24 protein-coding genes and 1 riboswitch are annotated in these 22,013 nt (G+C 45.5%); of the genes, 3 read left to right on the top strand and 21 right to left on the bottom strand.

The features are described 5' to 3' along the window. Nucleotides 1–171: 171 nt before the first annotated feature. Complete coding sequence (locus tag D5S11_RS12210; RefSeq protein ID WP_012117870.1) at nt 172–774, bottom strand: YphA family membrane protein; 603 nt, start codon at nt 772–774, stop codon at nt 172–174. A 76-nt stretch (nt 775–850) separates the two neighbouring features. Between D5S11_RS12210 and D5S11_RS12205 the strand changes: the two genes are divergently transcribed. Beyond that, nucleotides 851–982 (top strand): YpzI family protein, encoded by a 132-nt coding sequence (locus tag D5S11_RS12205; RefSeq protein ID WP_003153429.1) that lies wholly within the window; start codon nt 851–853, stop codon nt 980–982. 34 nt (nt 983–1,016) lie between these two features. Here the strand turns inward: D5S11_RS12205 and fni are convergent, their stop codons facing one another. The 17 genes from fni to D5S11_RS12125 form a co-directional block, all read right to left on the bottom strand. Further along, entirely contained in the window at nt 1,017–2,066 is a 1,050-nt protein-coding gene (gene fni / locus D5S11_RS12200) for a type 2 isopentenyl-diphosphate Delta-isomerase (protein WP_061046652.1), read from the bottom strand. 14 nt (nt 2,067–2,080) lie between these two features. Then, nucleotides 2,081–3,229, bottom strand: a complete 1,149-nt coding sequence (rpsA, locus tag D5S11_RS12195) for a 30S ribosomal protein S1 (protein ID WP_003153426.1) — start codon at nt 3,227–3,229, stop codon at nt 2,081–2,083. A 226-nt stretch (nt 3,230–3,455) separates the two neighbouring features. Beyond that, nucleotides 3,456–4,130, bottom strand: coding sequence for a (d)CMP kinase (gene cmk, locus D5S11_RS12190; RefSeq protein ID WP_014305316.1), 675 nt, complete (start codon nt 4,128–4,130; stop codon nt 3,456–3,458). A 78-nt stretch (nt 4,131–4,208) separates the two neighbouring features. Next, the gene (locus tag D5S11_RS19900) at nt 4,209–4,385 is read right to left on the bottom strand and encodes a YpfB family protein (protein ID WP_003153420.1); all 177 of its coding nucleotides are present in this window, start codon (nt 4,383–4,385) and stop codon (nt 4,209–4,211) included. A gap of 46 nt (nt 4,386–4,431) precedes the next feature. Beyond that, a complete protein-coding gene (locus D5S11_RS12185) occupies nt 4,432–5,088 on the bottom strand; it encodes a flagellar brake protein (protein WP_007409449.1) in 657 nt (218 codons plus the stop codon). An 87-nt stretch (nt 5,089–5,175) separates the two neighbouring features. Next, nucleotides 5,176–6,525, bottom strand: a complete 1,350-nt coding sequence (ypeB, locus tag D5S11_RS12180; RefSeq protein WP_007409448.1) for a germination protein YpeB — start codon at nt 6,523–6,525, stop codon at nt 5,176–5,178. Nucleotides 6,526–6,549: 24 nt separating this feature from the next. Beyond that, on the bottom strand, nt 6,550–7,419 hold the full coding sequence (gene sleB, locus D5S11_RS12175) for a spore cortex-lytic enzyme (protein ID WP_007409447.1): 870 nt from the start codon (nt 7,417–7,419) through the stop codon (nt 6,550–6,552). Between the two features lie 130 nt (nt 7,420–7,549). Beyond that, nucleotides 7,550–8,206: a glutamic-type intramembrane protease PrsW gene (gene prsW, locus D5S11_RS12170; RefSeq protein ID WP_003153415.1), complete on the bottom strand. Its 657-nt coding sequence runs from the start codon at nt 8,204–8,206 to the stop codon at nt 7,550–7,552. Between the two features lie 96 nt (nt 8,207–8,302). Beyond that, a complete protein-coding gene (locus tag D5S11_RS12165; RefSeq protein ID WP_020956007.1) occupies nt 8,303–9,286 on the bottom strand; it encodes a YpdA family putative bacillithiol disulfide reductase in 984 nt (327 codons plus the stop codon). A 105-nt stretch (nt 9,287–9,391) separates the two neighbouring features. Then, nucleotides 9,392–10,666, bottom strand: a complete 1,275-nt coding sequence (gene gudB, locus D5S11_RS12160; protein ID WP_003153413.1) for an NAD-specific glutamate dehydrogenase — start codon at nt 10,664–10,666, stop codon at nt 9,392–9,394. 160 nt (nt 10,667–10,826) lie between these two features. Next, a complete protein-coding gene (locus tag D5S11_RS12155) occupies nt 10,827–11,411 on the bottom strand; it encodes a genetic competence negative regulator (RefSeq protein WP_003153412.1) in 585 nt (194 codons plus the stop codon). A 151-nt stretch (nt 11,412–11,562) separates the two neighbouring features. Further along, nucleotides 11,563–12,351, bottom strand: a complete 789-nt coding sequence (locus tag D5S11_RS12150; protein ID WP_020956008.1) for a metallophosphoesterase — start codon at nt 12,349–12,351, stop codon at nt 11,563–11,565. Between the two features lie 86 nt (nt 12,352–12,437). Further along, nucleotides 12,438–12,896 (bottom strand): YpbF family protein, encoded by a 459-nt coding sequence (locus D5S11_RS12145; RefSeq protein WP_007409443.1) that lies wholly within the window; start codon nt 12,894–12,896, stop codon nt 12,438–12,440. A 68-nt stretch (nt 12,897–12,964) separates the two neighbouring features. Beyond that, nucleotides 12,965–13,747 carry a LysM peptidoglycan-binding domain-containing protein gene (locus D5S11_RS12140; protein ID WP_032866323.1) on the bottom strand — a complete coding sequence of 261 codons (783 nt, stop codon included), beginning with the start codon at nt 13,745–13,747 and terminating at the stop codon, nt 12,965–12,967. Next, nucleotides 13,725–14,312, bottom strand: a complete 588-nt coding sequence (locus D5S11_RS12135) for a CPBP family intramembrane glutamic endopeptidase (RefSeq protein WP_007409441.1) — start codon at nt 14,310–14,312, stop codon at nt 13,725–13,727. The genes D5S11_RS12140 and D5S11_RS12135 overlap by 23 nt, the downstream gene beginning before the upstream one ends. A 14-nt stretch (nt 14,313–14,326) precedes the next feature. After that, on the bottom strand, nt 14,327–15,817 hold the full coding sequence (locus tag D5S11_RS12130) for a RecQ family ATP-dependent DNA helicase (protein ID WP_108724845.1): 1,491 nt from the start codon (nt 15,815–15,817) through the stop codon (nt 14,327–14,329). Beyond that, nucleotides 15,810–16,868: a YpbB family protein gene (locus tag D5S11_RS12125; protein WP_047935902.1), complete on the bottom strand. Its 1,059-nt coding sequence runs from the start codon at nt 16,866–16,868 to the stop codon at nt 15,810–15,812. The genes D5S11_RS12130 and D5S11_RS12125 overlap by 8 nt, the downstream gene beginning before the upstream one ends. 268 nt (nt 16,869–17,136) lie before the next feature. Here D5S11_RS12125 and D5S11_RS12120 point away from each other — a divergent pair, with 268 nt between their 5' ends. Beyond that, nucleotides 17,137–17,385, top strand: a complete 249-nt coding sequence (locus D5S11_RS12120) for a ferredoxin (protein WP_003153403.1) — start codon at nt 17,137–17,139, stop codon at nt 17,383–17,385. A gap of 141 nt (nt 17,386–17,526) precedes the next feature. On the opposite strand, the gene D5S11_RS12115 is transcribed toward D5S11_RS12120, so the two are convergent. Next, a complete protein-coding gene (locus D5S11_RS12115) occupies nt 17,527–18,099 on the bottom strand; it encodes a riboflavin transporter FmnP (RefSeq protein ID WP_012117881.1) in 573 nt (190 codons plus the stop codon). A 147-nt stretch (nt 18,100–18,246) separates the two neighbouring features. Then, nucleotides 18,247–18,381, bottom strand: a riboswitch (FMN riboswitch). Nucleotides 18,382–18,587: 206 nt separating this feature from the next. Between D5S11_RS12115 and serA the strand changes: the two genes are divergently transcribed. Beyond that, nucleotides 18,588–20,165, top strand: a complete 1,578-nt coding sequence (gene serA / locus D5S11_RS12110; RefSeq protein ID WP_007409437.1) for a phosphoglycerate dehydrogenase — start codon at nt 18,588–18,590, stop codon at nt 20,163–20,165. A 46-nt stretch (nt 20,166–20,211) separates the two neighbouring features. On the opposite strand, the gene D5S11_RS12105 is transcribed toward serA, so the two are convergent. Continuing rightward, complete coding sequence (locus D5S11_RS12105; RefSeq protein ID WP_457758434.1) at nt 20,212–21,315, bottom strand: sugar dehydratase; 1,104 nt, start codon at nt 21,313–21,315, stop codon at nt 20,212–20,214. Then, nucleotides 21,251–21,835 (bottom strand): RNA polymerase sigma factor SigX, encoded by a 585-nt coding sequence (gene sigX / locus D5S11_RS12100; RefSeq protein ID WP_003153399.1) that lies wholly within the window; start codon nt 21,833–21,835, stop codon nt 21,251–21,253. The genes D5S11_RS12105 and sigX overlap by 65 nt, the downstream gene beginning before the upstream one ends. Between the last annotated feature and the right edge of the window lie 178 nt (nt 21,836–22,013).

Genomic DNA, 22,013 nt, shown 5'->3' with positions numbered 1-22,013 from the left:
GCCGCTTACATTTTCACAAAAAATTGTTCAACCGGTTATTAAAAATCATCTTCGCTATGAAAAGAACCCTTCAAACAGAAGGGCTTAACTCATTTATTATATCAGTTTTCACTGAGATCACAATGTATTCTTCAAAATGTTTCGCATTCATGTAACAGTCTCCGTCTGTTTTCAAGACATTTTTGTCGCTCCTTTGCCCTGCTTTTTGCTTTTTTGGCTGATGCGCGCCGCAAGCTGTTCATATGTAGTCAGCCCGACGAGAAGAATCACTCCCGCCGAACAGCCTGAAAGCCATTTATAATCACCGACGGCTGCTGCACCCGCAATGTTGCGGATGACCGCAGCATACAATAGCTCCCCCTGGCACATGCCGAGAACAAAAAGACAAAGCCTCTCAGGGAACCGCCCCTCAACGGAAAGCGTAATAACGGTAAGCAGTATAACCGCCGCCCATTCAGGTTTTATGATAAACCAAACAGGGTCATATAATGCAAAAAGAAAAATAAAGCCGTACGCCGCAGCCGCCGTCAGATGAATCACAATATTACGGAGCCGTTTATGCATGCCGAGGCTTCCCGCATAAACAAATGCCGCAGCAAAAAACATGACATATGCCGCGTTCAGCGTAAAATAAGCCGTAATCTGATGTATGCTTGCCATCATATTAGTCAAAATAAAGACTGATACGTAAAAGCGGCTTTTTGTTTTGGCAAAAATAAAAGTCGCAAGTATCCATAAAAACCACATTGACCAGTAATAATAAAACGGTTCCATAATCGCTCCTCCTCTGACCAGTATGGAGCGGGAACGCATTTTTTAAACCAATTATGACTGAAAGGAGCGGATAAGGATGGGAAAAGACAGACAGGAGAAAAAACTGAAAGCCTCCCGACGGGTGGAATCTGATCGCGATGATTCGATTCACCATAAAGGAGCGACAAGCCTTGAGCAAAACGGGGAATTCCGAAAAAGAAAATCGTAAAAAACAGAAAAAGGCATGCGGGTTCGCATGCCTTTTAACGTCTGCTGAAACGGGACGTGTCAATCCCCCGTTCAGAAAGCCAGTGATGTGTCTCACCTTTTATGACCAAAGGCGCCTTTTGCAATTGGGAAACCGATTGGCATCCGAGGGCGGTCATAATCATTTTCAGCTCTTGTAAAAGCGCCGTCATCTCGTCAAACAGGCCCTCTTCTCCTTTAGAGGTGAGAGCTTTCAGGAAAGTGCCCGCCATTCCCGCGCCGGAAGCGCCGAGGGCAATCGATTTGGCGACATCCAGGGCGCTTTGCAGCCCGCCGGATGCGATAATTGATTGATCAGCGGAGAGCGAGTGGATTTCCGCTAAGCTTGCGGCAGTGGAAATTCCCCACGTATTAAAAAAATGAAGCGCCTTCTCTCTGCGCATATTTTCAATCTTAGAGAAATTCGTACCTCCGTATCCGCCGGCATCAACTGCTGCTGCGCCAGCATCAAATAACTGCCGTGCCGATTCCCTGCTCATTCCGAAGCCGACTTCTTTGACAAAAACGGGAACTCCCGCTTCCGCCGCAATCCGCTCAATACGGCCGAGAGCGCCAGTAAAGCTTCTGTCACCCTCTGGCATGACGATCTCCTGAATCACATTTAAATGAATCTGGAGGGCATCTGCTTGAATCATATCAACTGCCCTTTTCGCCTGCTCGGCATCCGCCTCGCTGCCTAAATTGGCAAATACCAGCCCATCCGGATTCTCTTTTCTGACGATCTCGTAAGAACACCGTTCGGAGGGATCTTTTAAAGCTGACATTTGCGAACCGACAGCCAGCGGCATGCCGGCTTTGCGCGCGGCTCTTGCCAGCGATCTGTTAATTTCGTATGTAAGTTGTCCGCCGCCGCCTGTCATCGCATTGATAAAAATCGGCGAACTGCTTGTGAGTCCGCCGATTTTCGTTGATATATCCACTTTTTCCAATGCTAGGTTCGGTAGGCTGACATGAACAAACGTAATATCATCAAGCCCCGTTTCCCGGTTTTGGCCGGTAGACAGCGCATGATTTATATGTTCTCTTTTTCGTTCTGCTCGTGTCACGTTTTATCACCAATTTATTTTAATTTATTAAGCTTGTCTCCGATTAAATCGCCAAGCTGGAAGCCGGTGCTCGGCTCTTCTTTCGCCTGGTATTGGCGGAAGTCCTCCTGATCGGCTTTCGGCGCTTCTTCAAGCTCACGCATGCTTAAGGAAATGCGCTCTTCGCTTTCGTTCACGTCAAGCACTTTCACTTTAACAGTCTGTCCTTCTTCAAGCACTTCATGCGGCGTTCCGATATGTTTATTGGAAATTTGCGAAATGTGCACAAGTCCTTCCACGCCCGGAAGAATTTCAACGAAGGCGCCGAAGCTTACAAGGCGCTGCACTTTTCCTTCAAGCACATCTCCCTGTTTTACCTTTTCGCCGATCTGGCTCCAAGGTCCCGGCAGCGTTTCTTTAATAGATAAAGAAATACGTTCGTTATCGCGGTCTACGGACAGTACTTTCACTTTTACGTCCTGACCTTCTTCCACCACGTCAGACGGTTTTTCGACGTGTGAATGAGACAGCTGCGAAATATGAACAAGCCCGTCAATTCCGCCGATGTCGACAAATGCGCCGAAATCAGTCAGACGCTGCACTTTTCCTTCAAGCACGCTTCCAACCTCAAGCGTTTGGAGAAAATCATGCTTTTTGGCTGTCTGTTCTTTTTCCACTACAGCCCGGTGTGACAGAATCACCCGGTTTTTATCACGGTCGAGTTCAACGACGATAAGAGAGAGGGTTTTCCCTTTATAGTCAGTGAAATCCTCGACGAAATGAGCTTCGACAAGTGATGCGGGAATGAAGCCGCGAACGCCGATATCAACGACGAGACCGCCTTTCACCACATCTTTCACTTCAGCTTCAAACACTTCTTTTGTGTCGAATTTTTTTTCAAGGTCTTCCCAAGCGCGGTCAGCATCAACGGCACGTTTAGATAAAATCAAAGCATCGTCTTCCACTTTTGTTACTTTCAGGTCAAGCTCGTCGTCAACTTTTACGACATCCGATGCTTTCTCTACATGAAGACTTGATAATTCACTGATTGGAATGATTCCGGACTGTTTGACATTGACAATTTCGACATCTACATGCTTGTCCTCTACCTTTGTCACAATCCCTTTTACTACATCTCCAACCTCTGGCACTTGAACATCAATTTGATTCATTTCCTCTGTCATTTGAATAACCTCCTTGGTCCAAACCTACACAGCTTAATTAATACGGTTTGAAAGCTGAACATGTGAATGTCCGCTTTTCAGCCGAATATGTATTAAAGAATCATCCAAAAAAGATTTTGAATGATCAATAAAAAGTTTTATTAGTATTAACTTCTAATAAATGGACTGGTTTGTCAAGCAATAACATCTTGTCTTCGAAAAAAATTATAAAGCGCTCCACCCGAAGTTAACGTGATTTCTGTTCGACGATCTCCAGAATTTTTCCTGCGACTTCGGCAATGCTGAGTGACGTCGTATCGATTTCAATCGCGTCTTCCGCTTTGCGCAGCGGGGAAACTTCCCTCTCTGAATCGAGTTTGTCGCGTCTGGCAATTTCTTCAATGAGCGTCTCGTAATTCACGTCATAGCCTTTTTTCTTATTCTCTTCATATCGGCGCTTCGCTCTTTCCTCTACGGACGCGAGCAGAAAAATTTTCACTTCGGCATCAGGCAGCACGTGAGTACCGATATCACGGCCGTCCATGACGACACCGCCTTTTTGTCCGAGCTGCTGCTGTCTTTTGACCATTTCTTCTCTGACGCCTTTATGCTTGGCGGCGATTGATACTTGGTTGCTGACTTCGTCTTTTCGGATTTCTTCTGTCACATCTTCTCCGTTTACCAGAACGATTTGTCCTTCCGGAGCGGATACAAGCTCAATTTCCGTACGCTTCAGCAGCTCTGTAAGCGCGGCTTCATCAGTTAAATCGGCATTCTGCTTGAGCGCCGTATATGTAATGGCACGATACATCGCTCCTGTATCAATGTACACATATGATTTTTTCTCAGCCACTATTTTAGCAACGGTGCTTTTTCCGGCAGCGGCCGGCCCGTCGATCGCAATTGATAATTTCTTGTCCATAATCTCTCTCCTTGCTCTTTTCTCCTCTATGGATTGTATCATGAACTGCCGGAAAAGGGGCGAAAAAATTGAGCTGATTTACCGCTTTACCGTTTCAATCCATTCTTTTTTCTCCATTTTATCAACTCCCTCATATTTCACAGCTTTCGAAATATAAGGTTCAATAGGCTGATAATGAAGCAAAAATTGCACCGCGCCCAAAATGATAAGCTGAATGCAGACCAATTTGACCAGCAGACGTTCAAACGTTTTCATACACGCGCACCTCCATTAGGATTAGTATGGAAAAGTGCGCTGCTGTTTATTCCGACAGACTGTTTCTTCTCTGCTGCAGCTGCGCGCGCATACAATATTGGAGTAAAAGCTGCTGTGAAGCGGGATCGATTTCTGCAAATTCAAGCGTCATTTTTTGTTTATCCGCCTTTTCATCATAAAAAATCCGCTGGGTAACAGCCTCGGCCGTAATATCGGCTGTATTTTCCTTGCCGGGAAGAGAAAATGAGACATACAGCTTTTCACCTGGTTCCGCGGAAATATGCTCAGGCATCACAACAGCGATTCCGCCGGCGCTGATATTAGAGGAAACCGTTTGGAAAGCGGTTTTTTTCGCTTCCATTTTGACGGATACATCCAATACTGCGTCTGCACGGACGTATCGGCGTCTTTGAATCCGCTTCATTTCCTCCTGAGGGGGGATGTCCAATCCGATCATCGGGATGGGGTCTTTTTTCTTTCCTTTGATTATGCTTTTAAATTGATACGGTACGTGGCCATTCCCCATAAATTCCGCTGTTATTTCCAATCCTTTATGCAAAAAGACCGTCCGTCCCGAATCCAGATCGACGGGATATGAGATGTGCAGTTCGCCGTTTTCAACGCTTACTGCTTTGCTCCTCGCTTTTTTGGGCTCATTGTTCTCTATGTATTCAATCCAAATATAATCTCCGACAGCTATCATGGGCCTTCACTCTTTCATTATTTATGCTTTTATTAAAGCATGTAACGAAAAAAAGGAAAAGACTTTTAGTCCTTTCCTCCTTTATTTTTATAGGTCTTTATATATAGGTTCTGCACTTTTTAACTTTTCTATTTTTTCCTCTTTTCCGTCGTCCGCATTAATGAACATTTGATATGTGTCTTTCCCGATCGTCCCGAGCATTTCGTAGCAAAGCACTTCCTGACCGAGCTCATTCGTGATCAGCGCCTGCCGGGTCTCCCGCACTTCAACATTTTTATTCAGCTTCGCTTTCGCTTCATCAGCTGACAAAGCGGGAGCCGGAATCGTTCTCGTGCGGTGCGCCGCCAGGTAATCACGCGCGGAAAAACCGACGACTTCACCATCATCCAGCGCCACTTTCATTCGGATGGCTTCCGGATAAATGCGGACATTTTTCTCCACGGGGATAAAAGAAAAGACGCCGATGTTATTATATTGCGCGCTTTCATCAATTTCGAGGCCTTTTGTTTCATATCCATTTTTCTTTAAAAACGCGACGGCCCGGTTAGATGCTTCATTGAGGCTGATCTTTTGTTTCTTCACGGCCCGTTTTTGAATCAAATAGACCGGATGTCCGCCTTTTTGGGTAATATCCATATAGATAAAAGACTTGTTGTCGGCGTCTTTCATGCGGATGCTGTATACGTCCCGATTCGTCTTCCTGCCGCTTTTGACCACTTTAATTGAATAATTATGATCAGGCGCAAACCGTTGCGCGATTTTGACCGCTTCTTTTTCCGTAATTTGTTTTCCTTTCAGATGCGTAAAACCTTTTCGTTCTGTATTTGCTCCCGTAAATGTGGGGCTGATGCTGTCTTCAGAAAAAGCGCCTACATTTTTTTCGACTGTTTTAAAGCTGTCGACGATCGTATTATCGCTTTGTTTTTTGTCAGAGGCGAGCGCCATCTCAACATCCATCCACCGTAAATTTTTGCTCATGACGAGATGCTGAACGCTGCGGAGCTGGTTTTGAATGTTCTCCGCCTGTTTGTACAGGCTGTTCAGTGTTGTATATTCTTTCTTATCAAGCGGTTTTTGGTCTAAATCCCGGACGGATGTTTTATAGCTGAAATCTCCTATGTTGGATAAAAACTCCTCCGTCTTATTAAAAGGCATGAGAGTCAGGGGCAGCTGGCTCACATTGTTATGAGCTTCAGATGTTATTCTCCATACATCAATGAGCGCCGGAGACAGAGATTTTTTACTGTTCATCGCAAGCGTCGTCCCGATTTTGTCGTGAAGCTGATCTACATGGTACGTCAATTCATGAAAAGCCCTCTGATAATTATTTTCCGCATGCAGAAGGACCGCATCTTTTTCCTGATGCTCTTTATATCCCCAGTATCCGGTTGCGGCGATCGCGACACCGAGAACAGCGATAATGATTCCTCTAATCATGTTAACACCTCATTTTGCGTACTTTTACTCACAGAAAATGTGCTTTCCGATTCTTTTTATCTGCGGACGTCCCCAAATCCATTTGCTTGTCGCCGTATCAGGATTGAAATAATAAATCGCGTTTTCAGAAGGATCCCAGCCGTTGATCGCATCAAGAACCGCTTCTTTTGCTCTTTCATTCGGCTGCATATATATTTGGCCGTCGGCAACGGCGGTAAACGCGAGCGGTTCGAAAATGACGCCGGCCACCGTATTCGGAAATAACGGGCTTTTAATACGGTTTAAAATAACCGCGGCGATGGCAACCTGCCCTTCAAACGGCTCACCGCGTGCTTCCCCGTACACAGCCTGTGCCAGAAGATTGATGTCGTTGTTTGAGAAACCGCCAGGCATATTGGCCGCTGTCGTATTTTGCTTTTGATTTGACTGACCGCCTGTATTGTTTTGCGGCTTTTGAGCAGGCTTATTCGTTCCCGCCGGCTTCTGCGTTCCGGCTCTCGGTTTTGTTTGGTTTTCCAATGGGACGTTGCCATAATGAGTGAACGTATTCCCTTTTTGGATCTGCTCCATTACATATTCACGGTAATATTTTGATTTTGAAATCAGCACCTGTTTGGTTTTTGCGCCGACGAGGCCGTCAACCGGTTTCATGCCGAATTTCTCCTGAAAATTTCTCACGGCCCAGTATGTGGTCCAGCCGTAAACACCATCGATTTTCCCGTTATAAAATCCGTTATATTGAAGACGGGCCTGCAATTCTATAACATCATCACCCGTCGCGCCTCTTTGAATCACTTGATTTGAAAACGCATGAACCGTTTCATGATGATCGAAGAAAGCGGCGGCGAAAGAAAATAGAATGAGACATGCCATAAAGGCTCCTTTGCACTTCATCTCTTCAAGCCTCCTACTGCAAAATTTAAAGTGTACCCGTATTGTCTGTCACGAGGTTATTTTTATGCACGTTTCCTTCTTATCCCCTGTCAAGGCATAAAAAAGAAACCGCACGCGACGCGCGGTTTCTTCACACTTGGATCATATTGACGGAGCGTGCTTTTTTTGCCTTTCGCAGCCCGAACCACCATAAAAACAGCATAAACGGCAGCATATAATATACCCAATGATTGAGGGCGGTAAGAATAAAATCGTAAGAACCGTGCAGACATGAAGGCACGGCCAGCGAAATCACAAGCCATTTGACACGGGCTTTTTTCTGCGAAAAGCGGGCTTTTCCGAGATAAAATCCCATAATCACTCCGATCAGCGCATGGCAGGAGACCGGCAGAAGCGCCCTGATGAAAGCATGCTCAACGCCGTGGCCGAATAGATACAGAATATTTTCAAGCGTGGCAAATCCTAAAGACACACTGGCCCCGTAAACGATTCCGTCATAATGCTCATCAAAATGAGCATGCGGATACACACTGATCATCAGAACGAACCATTTCACCGATTCTTCCAGAAATCCCGAAGACAAAAACGAAACGAAAAAGCTTCCTCCCCCTACATGCTCTTTTTCAAGAACATATTGGATAAACATGGTCGGAAACACAAGAACAACCCCGAGAAAAAAAGACCTCAGCACCATATGTACGGGTTCATTGTCATACTGATCTTTTAAATAAAAATAGCTTAACAGCGCAATGCCGGGAGCAATTCCTGCAGAGATGATTGCAAACATCAGGCAACCTCTTTCCTTTATATTCCTATATCTATCGTACCATGTTGTTCATATTTTTACATCTTTCAATTTTTTTAAAAAAGAGCATATGAATGATCATATGCTCTCTGCACCCAGCCGTTTTGATATTTCATTTGCGATCAAGCCGCCGTGAAAACGGCCGTTCTCGATAAAAATTTCGTTGGCGTTATTTCCAGCCGCAATGACTCCGGCGATAAAAACACCGTCAACATTTGTTTCCATCGTTTCTTCCCGGAAAAACGGCCGGCCTGATTCCGCATCAATCCGCACACCGATTTTTTCGAGGAAACCGTGATCGGGATGGTATCCCGTCATGGCAAATACGAAATCGTTTTTCAGCCGGACCGTCTCATTTCGGCCGGAGCGGAAAATGATTTCATCTTCCGTCACTTCTTCAAGACAAGCGCCGAATTCCATCCGGATTGTGCCGTTTCTGACGAGGGCCTCAAACTCAGGCAGAATCCACGGCTTGATGCTCGGGGAGTACTCATGTCCTCTGTAGAGCACCGTGACGCGCGCACCGGACTTCACCAGTTCCAAAGCCGCATCCACACTTGAGTTTTTCCCGCCGATCACAGCAACATCTTTATCAAAATAAGGATGGCCTTCTTTAAAGTAATGAAATACCTTAGGAAGCCCTTCACCCGGTATGTTCATATAATTCGGATGATCATAATATCCTGTCGCAATGATACAAAACGGAGTGAGGTAGCGGTCTTTTGATGTTTCTACAAGAAAACGGCCGTCTTCCTGTTTCGTTACGCGCTCCACCGTTTCAAAGGCGTTTACGCGCAGCTCTTTTCTTCTGACAACCTCTCTGTAGTAAGAGAGAGCCTGTATGCGGACCGGTTTTCTGTTTTCCGTAATAAAGGCGACATCGCCGATCTCCAATTTTTCACTTGAACTGAAAAAAGTTTGGTGGGTCGGATAGTTATAAATGCTGTTTACGACATTCCCTTTTTCGATCACAAGCGAGTTCACGCCAATTTGCTTCAGATGTATAGCCGCCGATAATCCGCAAGGACCTCCGCCTATTATAATTGCTTTTTCTTCTGTCATGTCCTTCAACTCCTGCGATTGGCATTTCCATCATAAGTTTCCACTCATATAAAAAATCTCCTATATTATCATAGGAGATTTTTTTTGTTTATGCAAACGATTGGTTTATATCCAGCCTCTGAAACGCGAAGCCTCCGCCATTTTCCGCACGCCGACCATGTAAGCCGCAAGCCTCATGTCAATCCGGCGGTTTTGGGACATTTCATAAATATTATTAAACGATTTTATCATCATATTTTCCAGTTTTTCCTCGACTTCTTCTTCACTCCAGTAGAAGCCTTGGTTGTTTTGAACCCATTCGAAATAAGAAACCGTTACACCGCCGGCGCTCGCCAGAACATCGGGAACCAGCAGCGTTCCTTTGTCTGTCAGGATTTTCGTTCCTTCCAGTGTCGTCGGTCCGTTTGCCGCTTCTACAACGATTTTCGCTTTGATGCGGTCAGCGTTCTCTTCTGTAATTTGGTTTTCGATCGCCGCCGGGACAAGTATATCACAGTCCAGCTCAAGCAGCTCCTGATTCGTAATGGTGTCATTGAAAAGCTTCGTCACCGTTCCGAAGCTGTCTCTGCGGTCAAGCAGATAATCAATATCAAGACCGTCCGGATCGTAAAGGCCTCCGTACGCGTCAGAAATTCCGACAACTTTCGCGCCGGCGTCATGCATAAACTTGGCCAGATAGCTGCCCGCGTTTCCGAAACCTTGTACGACGACGCGCGCGTTCTGAATATCGAGACCTTTTTTCTTGGCCGCTTCTTTTATGCAGATGGTAACGCCTTTTGCCGTCGCTGATTCCCTGCCGTGGGATCCGCCGAGTACAAGCGGTTTTCCCGTAATAAAGCCGGGTGAGTTAAATTCATCAATTCTTGAATATTCATCCATCATCCAAGCCATAATCTGTGAGTTTGTAAATACGTCAGGTGCCGGGACGTCTTTAGTCGGTCCGACAATCTGACTGATTGCTCTGACATATCCCCTGCTCAGCCTTTCAAGCTCTCTGAATGACATATTTCTCGGATCACAAACAATTCCGCCTTTACCACCGCCATAAGGAAGATCAATAATTCCGCATTTTAAACTCATCCAGATGGAAAGTGCTTTCACCTCTTTTTCCGTTACATTCGGGTGAAAACGAATGCCGCCTTTTGTCGGACCTACGGAATCATTGTGCTGCGCACGATAGCCTGTAAATATTTTCACAGACCCGTCATCCATCCGAACAGGAATTTTAACCGTTAATAATCTGAGCGGCTCTTTCAGCAGTTCATACACTTCTTCTGGATACCCCAATTTTTCCAGAGCTTTATGTATTACGGTTTGGGTTGATTTTAATACATCATGTTTGTCTTCTTCATTATGACCGGTGAATCGATCGGCTGCCATTTGAGTTAACCTCCTAAAATCTTCTGTTTCTCTCATGCTCCCTTTCAGTGACTAGTATACACCTTCAATATCTCCGTGCATAGAAGAAAGACAATGATTTTTCCATTATTTCGCTTAAAAAAAGACGGCCGCTGAAAACAGCTGCCGTTTCAAATCTTTTTTATGAAAAATGTTTCTGGATGGTCTCCACAGCATTGCCGTCCATGATGAGTTTTCCGTACTCATGGAGCCTGTAAATCGTAATCGTCGCCGGGTGTCCGTATTCAGCCAGCACCGCGATGACGCCTTCGGCGGAACGGGAGCCGAGGTCTTCAAGGCTTACATAGTATTGGTTCTCATAGTGGTAGACGGTGCCGCCGGTAATCCCGATTCGGTGAAGGCTTCCGGCAAGCTGAATGATATCTTCAAACGAATGGAACTGATAAATAATATCCGGGCTTTCGTCAAGTTTGACCTGCATCTCGATATAATCATCGTCATATTCGTCATCTTCTGCGTCCGCGTCATGATTTTTCGTTACAATCACAACCATGCCTTGTGCCTGAAGAGAATATACTTCCACCGCGATCGGACCATTCGCTTCAAAGCCGAGCTCTGTATTTGCTTCATTCATCATATCTTTAAATAACTGGTGGACTTTAAACGAGTCCTTCCAGAGGTCTTCTTTTGTCAGTCCCCGATCAGTCAGATCGTCGAGGGTTAAAAAGATTTTAATCTTATTATAGTTCAGACGCTCAAGCCGCATAATGTTCCCTCCTGCCTCTTCTTGCACACAAATCATATAACACAGTATATGAATAAATGAGTCATAGGTTCTTAATTTGTTATCAGTTTACACCGTGTACAGCGGGAAGACAAGCAGAATGCCGTTTTTTATCACCGCGGCCGGGTTTGTTTCAGGAAGACGGCTCATCCGGTCCGCACAGCGTAATCATATGCGTCTCCGGTTTCGCCCCGAGCCTCAGCGGAACTTTTGTCGTCCCGTAGCCGTTGCTGATCAGGTAATGCGCTTTTTTTACCGTTCCCGTCCCGCCCAATTCGTACGGCCCGAACCGGCCGAAACGGATTTGGCCGCCATGCGTATGGCCGCTGAACACAGCGTCAATCCCGTCTGACTCCCTCATCTGCTCATGGATGTCGGGGTTATGGCAAAGCAGGAGGTTTACTTTGTCAGCATCCGTATATCTGATTGCAGCATCGTAATCATCCATCATCATCCTGATATCATCCACGCCGCAGATCGTAACGGTTTCCCCTTTATAAGCAAACTGAACCGATTCATTTCTCAGCGGGATCACTTTATATGCCCGTAAAAGAGAGAGCAGTTTTTGCTGGCTGACCTCGTAATCATTATTTCCCCACACATACATGACAGGCGCAAGAGCCGTCAGACGTTTGATGTTTTCTTCAATTCTGGCGTAAGGAACTCCGCCCTCCGCCAAATCACCGCCGAGCAAAACGGCATCCGGCTTATAACCTGCCGCTTCGCGGAGAAGCTTTTCATCAATTAAACGGCGGTGCACGTCAGATATAAAAAAGATGGTGAGCGGCTTCATCCCCTTCATTTTATCAAGCGTAAATGTATGTGTTTTCAGATGGCTGCCGTTTGCCGTTTTGTACATAACGGCCGCCATAACCGCAGCCGCTCCCGCCAATGAGCCGAGAATTCCCGCTGTAAGCTTCATAAACGCACTCTCCATTCTGTCATTGTCTTATATTAGACGGACAAACAAAAAAAGACGTTTCTATCCTTTCCGGAAAACGCCTCATTTTATTTGCTTTCAAAATAAAGATTGATATCATACCGATGTTTCATCAAGTGAAAAACAGATTCTCTCGCCCTCCATTTTTCAGGCTGGGGCCATAAATCCGTGCTTTTTTGGATAATTTCACACCTCAGTTTATGAAATTCACCCTCAGCTTTTTCTTCCTTTTTTTTGAAATAATAAGAAGTGCAATACGCAAAAGCGGAAGCCATAATCCAGCACAAGTAAACCGTATGGCCTAATATTTCCTGCAGAATCAGCTGCGGAGAGGCTTGGGGGGCATTAAAGCTTTTAAACATCAGCAGTATGCACATCAGGGAAAAACAAACGAGGGACGCCCACTGCCATCTTCGGCATTGTGCGGCATAATTTTCGTATTTTAATTTCCGTTTCACCAGCGCCTGAAGCATTTGTTTCGTCGGTCCGTCAGCAAATCGGTCTAATTGCTTCCATAAAGAATCCATGCGCTTCACACCTTGTCCGTTTTCATTGGTACACTATATGAAAAACGCGGTGAAAACATGCATTTATTTTAATCAGACAGCGGAATGTTCAGAACCTGGCCGGTGTACACGTCGTTTCCGTTTAATCCGTTGTAGCTGCGGATTTTTTCTTCGCCCGCCCGGCTTTTATAATATTTCATTGAAATGCGGTAAAGCGTTTCTTTCGGCTGTACAGTATGCTGTACGGTCCGCACTTTTTTTGGGACAGTCCCGGCTTGATCACTCGCCTCAGCCGGAGCCGCTTTTTCACGGACAGCCGGCGGAGACTGCTGTTTTGTCTCCGCGTAATCGGTGTCTGTCGGCTTTACTTGTTTTTCTGAGGGCGTTTCCGTTTTTTCAGGTGTTTTTTCACTTGGTTTTTCAATTGGTTTTTCTTTCGTTTTTTCAGGTGCAGCCGCTTCTTTCTTATCTTTGTCGTCAGACTTTTTTTTCGGTTGTTCTAAAAGAGCGGTTTCTGACGTTTCTTTCTGAGCGCCTTTCGGAATAACGGCAGGCGCGCTTTCACTGTGGTCTATGAAGACATCTTCATAGTCCTTCGGGTCAAATCTGCTGCTGTTCGTCATATAAAGAAGACCGAAAAAGACACCGATTGTTACGATAATGAACAGGACGGTCAGAAAAGTGAACAGCGGCGTTTTTGTTTTGGTTTTTTCCTTCACCTGCTCTTCCTTTTTTTTACGCTCCTCTTTTACAGATTGTCTTGTCGGGAGGCTGTCTTCAAGATATTCAATTTGTTCATCCGCGGCCGCGGCAACCTGCTGCTCGGCACGCAGCTGAGCTTTTCTTCTTTCAACTCTTGACATTTCCGTCATGCAAACCCCTCCTAACATATTGAAAACGGATCTGACAGGCAAATACCGCATCAATAATAAAATGCGCTGTAACCGGAACGAATAAATTGCCGGTCCATTCATAGATAAGCCCCAGCAAAAGACTGATGCCCGCAACCATCATAAACAGAAGCCACTTCGCCAAGTATCTGAAATGAAGCACGGTAAAAATGAAGCTGGCGGCCCATAAGCCGATATGTGTCTGCAGAACGCCTCTGAACAAAATCTCTTCGCTGAACGAAATGAGAAGCGTCAAAAACAAAATGTGCAGAACCGGCCTGTTCTTAAAAAGCAATACATTAATGCCGCCGTCATCATATAAATGCGAAGGACACCATTTCATCACCGCCAGATCGGCAAAAATGACAAGGACGGCAAGAGTTACACCGTACCATATGATATTATCGTCACGTATATGCCACAGCTTTAAAAAATCGTGAATGTCGGTAAAAAAGAAAAAGCCGATAACAGCTGAAACCGCCAATATGAGCAATTGGGTGGCGTACAGCTGCATCACAATCTCCCGGTCTGAGAGCTGCCGGATCAATTCGCTTTGCCGTCTCAGCTGAACTCACCCGCAGACTCTGATCCGAAAATCCGGCCTAATTCCAGCTTCCAATCTTCTAACCGTTCCATATTTTTACGTTCTCCTTTTTGCTCGTACGGAGCCAGATCAAGTCCGCAGCTGCTGCAGCATTGTCCGGTTTGACCATCAGGCTCATACGGTTCATCAAAATAAGACAGCAGCGCTTCTCTTATACATTCTTTCCGCTCTAATAACGCCGAAAAACGATTCATTTTACGCAGCTTCTTTTCCACACGGTATGTCAGTTCTTCCCGCAGCTGGTCTTTTGTGGTTTTTCCTTGCAGAAACAGATGGACGGCCGTTCGCGCCTGTGTTTCCTGGACTCCCTTATTGATCAGAACGTCCCGAAGCTTTCGTTCATCACCCGTACCGGCATCCCGTATGACGGCCAGAATGCCTTCCAGGTCATAATCAGACAGGCTTTCTGTCTGAATAATCTGCTGCTGAAGCTCGGTATCGCCGGGCGCCCTCAGCAAAATACTGACACTCGGGCTGCCGTCGCGTCCCGCTCTGCCGATTTCCTGCATAAAGGCCTCGGCCGTTTGGGGAGGATAAAAGTGAATGACAAAGCGGATATCTGACTTATCCACACCCATGCCGAACGCATTGGTGCAGCAAATGCAATCAAGCTGGTTATGGATAAATTGCTGCTGGATTAAAATCCTGTCGCCTGTATCCATTCCGCCGTGATAATAATCCGTCCGCTTTCCCGTTTTTTCGTTCAGCTCAGCCGCAAGCTCTTCCGCCCATTTTCTGGTCGGACAATATATGATACCCGGGCCTTCAAGCTTTTCGGCAAGCTCCGTGAGCCTGCTTATTTTTTCGGTATTATCAGCCAAATGTTCTGCCGCCAGGAGAATGTTCGGCCGGTTGACTGAATAAAGATGACGCACCGCATGCTCAAGTCCGAGCACATCCGTCACGTCTCTGAGCGTTTCTTTTGTCGCTGTTGCGGTCAGCGCCAATACAGGCGGCTTTCCGAGTGCCTGCCTGAAAGGCCCGAGCTTCGAGTAATCAGGCCTGAAATCATGTCCCCATTCTGATATGCAATGAGCCTCATCAATAACAAATAAACTGACCGGGACATTTTTCAAACGGTTCAGCACATAAGGTGAAGAAAGGGCTTCAGGAGACATATAGAGAAATTTATACCGGCTGATGTTGCTGAGGATAAAATGCCGCTCTGCGGAATTCAGCATGCTGTTTAATGCAGCAACCCGCTTTTCTCCTTTCGCTTTCAGCTGCTGCACCTGATCTTCCATTAATGATAGAAGCGGTGAAATAATCAGCACCAGCCCGTCCATCATGTAACCCGGGAGCTGATAGCATAATGATTTTCCCCCGCCGGTCGGAAGCATGGCGATCGTATCTTTTTTTTGGAGCACGCTAGTCATAATCTCTTCCTGCCCTTTTTTAAAGGAATGCAAACCAAAATACCTGGATAAAGCTTTATGCAGCTCAGTCATGCTGATTCACCGTCTTTGCCAGCGCCAGCCTGATCTGAAAATAGCTGAAGCGCATCTGCATTCCTTCGCGAATCCGTTTAATTTTATTCGTTTGATGCTGTTTTGCAAATGCCGTTATCATACGCTGTTCCTCTTCAGAAAGATACTGTTCTGTAAAAAATGCAGGCTGATGCAATGATATTTCTACGATATGATCTTCGATTGTGGCGGTTTTTAAATTTCTGACCGCGGCGATCCGTTCAATCGGAAACCCTTTTTCCAACAGCTCAAAGGTTTTTCTGGCAGACTGTGTCAGCGCGCTTTCCGCCTGCAGATCGGACAACAGCTCGCGCAGAGCGGGATATGCACATTGCGGAAGCGATTGAATAACATAATGTACCGCTCCCCAAAACTGGACGGACACATACCATTCATCTTCGTTCAGCTGGAGAGCAAGCTGCTTATTCGTTTTGCCGATTCTGTTGAATGAAGTTAAAGAATAGACAAAAATAAGCGCCTGCCGTTCACTTACGCCTTGCAGAAGGTGAAACAGCGTCTCATGCATTTGGACGGAGAGCTCTTTAGCGTCTATGTTTTTCCGCATGAACCGTTTGACCCATCTCAGCGTCTGCACATCGTTTGTAACCGGGATATATTGACTGCATTGATGCTCTTTGTTTGACAGGACTTGAATGAGCAGGGAAAGCCGCCTCCACAGGGTGACAGCAGGCGTTTGATAATTCGCGCCGTGGCAGTGCTTCGGCCAAGGCCGCTCGGCAAACGCCCGTTCAAGCTTTTGAACGCCGCGCGCAGTCACTTTCCACGTTCCCTCTTCTTTTCCGGCTGTAATGTATGAGTTCTCGGTGAGTTTATGCAAAGAAGCCGCAATATCGCCGCGTTCACAATGTGAAGCCATGCCGAAATATTTAGCGATCTGAAATAAGCCGGCATCCTGAATGGTTTGAGACGACTTTTTTCCTTTTAATAAATGAAACACAGCACTCGGAGTCCGTTCGCCGTCTATTTTGTCCAGACAGTCGAGAACCACGGTATCAAAGTAGTTTATCGCCAATCTAAACACACCTACATTTCTTCTGTGACAAGTTTCGTTTTTTGGTTCTTTTTATTTTAACAGATTTTCATATAAATTTGACGTTTAAAGTCATCTTTTAGGGGGAAGTGCTAAAGAGAATCCCTTATGTGATAAGCATTCTCAATCATTTTTCTGTTGAAATTTGACACTAACATCATTACAATAAGTAAGAGGAATAGGTGTTATATTTAAAAATATATAAGGTAAACCATTTGTTCCAACACGAACAATCTGGGAGGTTTTATTCATGGCAAAGTACACAATTGTAGATAAAGATACGTGTATTGCATGCGGCGCCTGCGGAGCTGCGGCACCAGACATTTATGATTATGATGATGAAGGCATTGCGTTCGTTACGCTTGACGAAAATAAAGGCGTCGTCGAAGTTCCGGAAGTTCTGGAAGAAGATATGATTGACGCATTTGAAGGATGCCCTACTGATTCAATCAAAGTTGCGGATGAACCGTTCGAAGGCGACCCGCTGAAATACGAATAAAAAAGCCCTCCCCGTGAGAGGAGCTTTTTCGTCCTGAATAAGACTCCGGCTGTTATCGGCCGGAGTCTTATTTTTTTTGCGTGATCAAACAATCAAAAAAGCGCCCGGTCTGTGTTTTACAGAGCGGGCGCTTTGGAGTGGTTATTGTGTCTGGATGCTGCGTTTTTGTTCAATCCAAGGTTTCAGCTTCGTAAAGATGAACGTAAAGACAATGGTGATGATAACGCCTTTTACAATGTTAAACGGCAGAATTCCTGCGACAACCGCCGTTTTTAACTGGCTGTTTGACAGTGCCGGTGAATGTAAAAACCAAGTATACGCGGGCAGGATAAGAATATAGTTCAAAATACTCATCAGCACGGTCATCGCCGCGGTTCCGGCCAGCAGGCTCACTGCAAGCCCTTTTGCCGAATTGAGCTTTTTAAACATAAACGCCGTCGGCAGAATAAACAGCGTTCCCGCGATAAAATTGGCTGCCTGCCCGACAGGCACGCCGGCCATGCTTCCTTGAATGATATACTGCAGAATATTTTTAATCGCTTCAACCGCAACCCCCGCCGCAGGCCCGTAAACCAAAATGGCGATAATTGCAGGAACGTCACTGAAATCAATTTTCAAGTAATCCGGCAGCCCCGGAAACGGGAAATTTAACAGCATAAGCACAAAAGCAATACTGCTAAGCATACTGATGACAACTAATTTTTTTACTTTCACAATGCTCTCTCCTTTTCGATCAAATCTCTCGAAAAGAGGAAAGGTTCTTTTGCGCCCCAATAAAAAACCCGCTTTTGTTAAAAAGCGGGAGCTTACTAAGGCTTGGCAAAGAAACGTTTGATATAAGCATCAAAACGTCTGCTGAACCTCCATCTTCTCCCATCCAGACTATACTGTCGGCTCCGGAATCTCACCGGATCCTGCCGCCGAAGCAGCTCGCGGGCTTAGAGCATGATGCTCATCACCGCCGGTAGGGAATTTCACCCTGCCCCGAAGATTGATCTTATGAATTTATTCACATTATATATGATCAAATTGCAATTGTATAGAGAACTGCTCAAATTTAAATAAAATATTGGGGAAGCCCAATTTAAGCTGATTCAGCGGTTTCCTTTTCTCCTTTACTGCGTCAATACACATTGACACTCTATTGAGAATATGATAAATTATCAGATATTTAGTCAGCTAAACTAGGAGGAAATCTAACAATGTTTCGAGTTTTGGTCTCAGATAAGATGAGCAATGACGGCTTAAAGCCGCTGATGGAATCAGACTTTATAGAAATTGTTCAAAAAAACGTCGCGGATGCAGAAGATGAATTACATACCTTTGATGCCCTGTTAGTCCGCAGTGCCACGAAAGTAACCGAAGAATTGTTTAAAAAAATGACCTCTTTAAAAATCGTCGGCAGAGCCGGTGTCGGCGTAGACAACATCGACATTGATGAGGCTACAAAACATGGGGTTATCGTGATAAACGCGCCGAATGGAAACACCATTTCAACGGCAGAGCATACATTCGCGATGATTTCTTCATTAATGAGACACATTCCGCAAGCCAATATCTCAGTAAAATCAAGAGAATGGAACCGGACGGCTTTTGTCGGGGCGGAGCTCTACGGAAAGACTTTAGGCATTGTCGGTCTGGGCCGGATCGGAAGCGAGATTGCCCAGCGCGCCAGAGCGTTCGGTATGACGGTTCATGTATTCGATCCTTTCTTAACCGAAGAGAGAGCCGGTAAAATCGGCGTAAACAGCCGGACATTCGAAGAAGTGCTTGAAAGCGCGGATATCATTACCGTCCACACGCCTTTAACAAAGGAAACAAAAGGACTGCTTAACAGAGAAACCATTGCCAAAACGAAAAAAGGCGTCCGTCTTATCAACTGCGCAAGAGGCGGCATTATTGATGAAGCGGCGCTTTTGGAAGCGCTGGAAAGCGGCCATGTCGCAGGCGCTGCCCTTGACGTGTTTGAAGTGGAACCGCCAGTTGAATCAAAGCTTCCCGACCATCCGCTGGTGATCGCCACACCTCACTTAGGCGCTTCAACGAAAGAAGCACAGCTGAATGTCGCTGCACAGGTTTCTGAAGAAGTGCTGCAGTTTGCAAAAGGTCTGCCTGTCATGTCAGCGATCAACCTGCCTGCGATGACGAAAGATGAATTCAAAAAAATCCAGCCTTATCACCAAATTGCCGATAAAATCGGAAGTCTCGTGTCACAATGTATGAAGGAACCCGTCAAAGATGTTGCGATTCAATATGAAGGCACCATCGCCAAACTTGAAACCTCATTTATTACAAAAAGCCTGCTGTCCGGTTTCTTAAAACCGCGTGTAGACTCAACGGTCAATGAAGTGAACGCCGGCGGTGTAGCAAAAGAACGCGGAATCAGCTTCAGCGAGAAGATTTCCTCCAATGAATCAGGATATGATAACTGCATCAGCGTAAAAGTAACCGGAGACCGGAGCACATTTACGTTAACGGCTACGTATATCCCTCACTTCGGTGAACGAATCGTTGAACTGAACGGCTTTAATATTGACTTAAATCCTGCCGGCCACCTCGTTTATATCCAGCACCAGGATACGACCGGTGTAATCGGACGCGTAGGACGCATCCTCGGCGATAACGATATCAATATCGCTACCATGCAGGTAGGCCGTAAAGAAAAAGGCGGAGAAGCCATTATGATGCTTTCTTTTGATAAACATTTAGATGATAAAGTCGTCAATGAGCTGACTTCAATTCAGGATATTGTTTCCGTTAAACTGATTGACCTTCCGTAACCAACAAAAAACCCAAAACATTCATATGTTTTGGGTTTTTTTACGTTTAATGGCTTGGAAGCGGATTAGGCGCGGCAGGCACAGCGATAGGTTTTGTCACATCATAATTACCGATTTTCTTTGTATGCGCATGTGTGAACAGCACCTCAGAATAACCGAATTCCTTCGCAGTTAACAGAAGCCCTTCGATCATTAAAATCCCTTCCAGCGAATCTTCAACCTTATGTTTTTCGGACAATTGAATCCGCAGCTGCTCGCCGTCTTCCCTTTCCGATACCGATGCAATCGCATCTGCTTCTATAATGCTCGCAGTCTGTGAGCCTTCATCTGTTGTCTTCATCCCGTCAATAGCCTGATATACTGAATAATAGGTTTGTTCAGACGGGATGAGATACTCTTGTCCCAGACTGTCGCTGTAAGAAAAATACGCCCGGTTTGTCTGTTTATGTACAGACATCTCAGCGGAAATGCCGTAAGATTTATAAAAATCCTGTCCGGCTCCGTTTTGAACCTTTTTCAATTTAATCCGCTCGTAAGGGCTCCATGTCAAAGTCTCTTTCAGCATCTTTTTCAATAAGTCAGCATCGGCAACTGATTCGATAGAGAGCCGTCCGTTTACCTGCACAAGCAAATCCTTCTTATCCGCCGTTACCTGCACACCGTCCAAAAGGTTCGGCACAGACAGGAAGGATTCGGGCACTTCTAGGTCTTCCGCTTCGGATAAAGCCTCTGAAACCGATTCATCCGGCTTCTTTTTTTCAAAACTGACCGGAATGACGGCGGATGTTTCTGAATCGGCAAATGCCAAAGTAATGTAATTGTTTTTGTTTTGGTTTGAGACGACGAACGTCTTCTGATCCGGCGGCTTGACAGAAGCTGACTGACTGGCTTTTTCTGTCTGGCGGCTGTCAGCGGTAAGATCACCGGAAGATTTGTTTGTCATCAGGTGAGGAGATATAATCAGAGCGATGCACAATGCGCAGACGCCGGCTGCGGCGGGGCCGATCCAGCTTCGGGCCGGTTTTTTCCTGTACGGTTTACCCGTTTCAATATTCCGGTAAATGGCCTCGGGTGAACGATGATCTCTAACCGCCGGAAGTTGTCTTAACAACTCCTCTACTCTTTCTTCGTTCCAATATGACTTCATCATCCATTAGCTCCTCCCTCAAAAGCTCCATCTGTTTCCGAAGTATTTTGAGCCCTCTGTGTTGGGTCGTTTTGACTTTGCTTTCCGAGAAGCGGAGAGCGGCGGCTGTTTCCTGAATGGAATATCCCTGAATAAATCTCAAGATAATAACAGCTCTTTGATCAATAGTGCAATGATCAAGCGCGGTATAAATTTCCCGGACGTTTTCATGCTGTACGGCGAGTTCGTCCGGAAGCAAATGCTGATCTCTGACATCTTGTGTATCCCAATCAAACGTACCCATAATACGCTGTCTGATCGTCTGCTGCTTGCGGAACCAGTCAATCGCCACATGGCGTGCGATGGACAACAGCCATGTTTTTTCACTGCTTCTTCCTTCAAATGTATGATAGGAATTCAAGACGCGGATATACACTTCCTGCGTCAAATCTTCAGCCTGCGACTTATCTTTTACCATATAAAATAAAAATTGATATAAATCTTGATGGTATGCATCATATAATATCTGAAAGGTTTCTTCCATGGGAAACCCCTCCGTTCACTTTTTTGTCGTAAAAATGCGTTGAAAAGTTACATTACAACTATATTACGAGAAACTGGAATTTGGAAGGGAATTTATATTAACATATTCTTAAATTTTTAAAGGAGAAACAAATAAAAAACACCCGCAGAACATGCGGGTGTTTCGTATGGAACAAGAT

This window comes from Bacillus sp. L75, assembly GCF_003676355.1.
GTDB lineage: Bacteria > Bacillota > Bacilli > Bacillales > Bacillaceae > Bacillus > Bacillus velezensis.
Note: the sequence above shows the minus strand (reverse complement) of the source record. Positions and strands in the feature narration are given on the sequence as shown.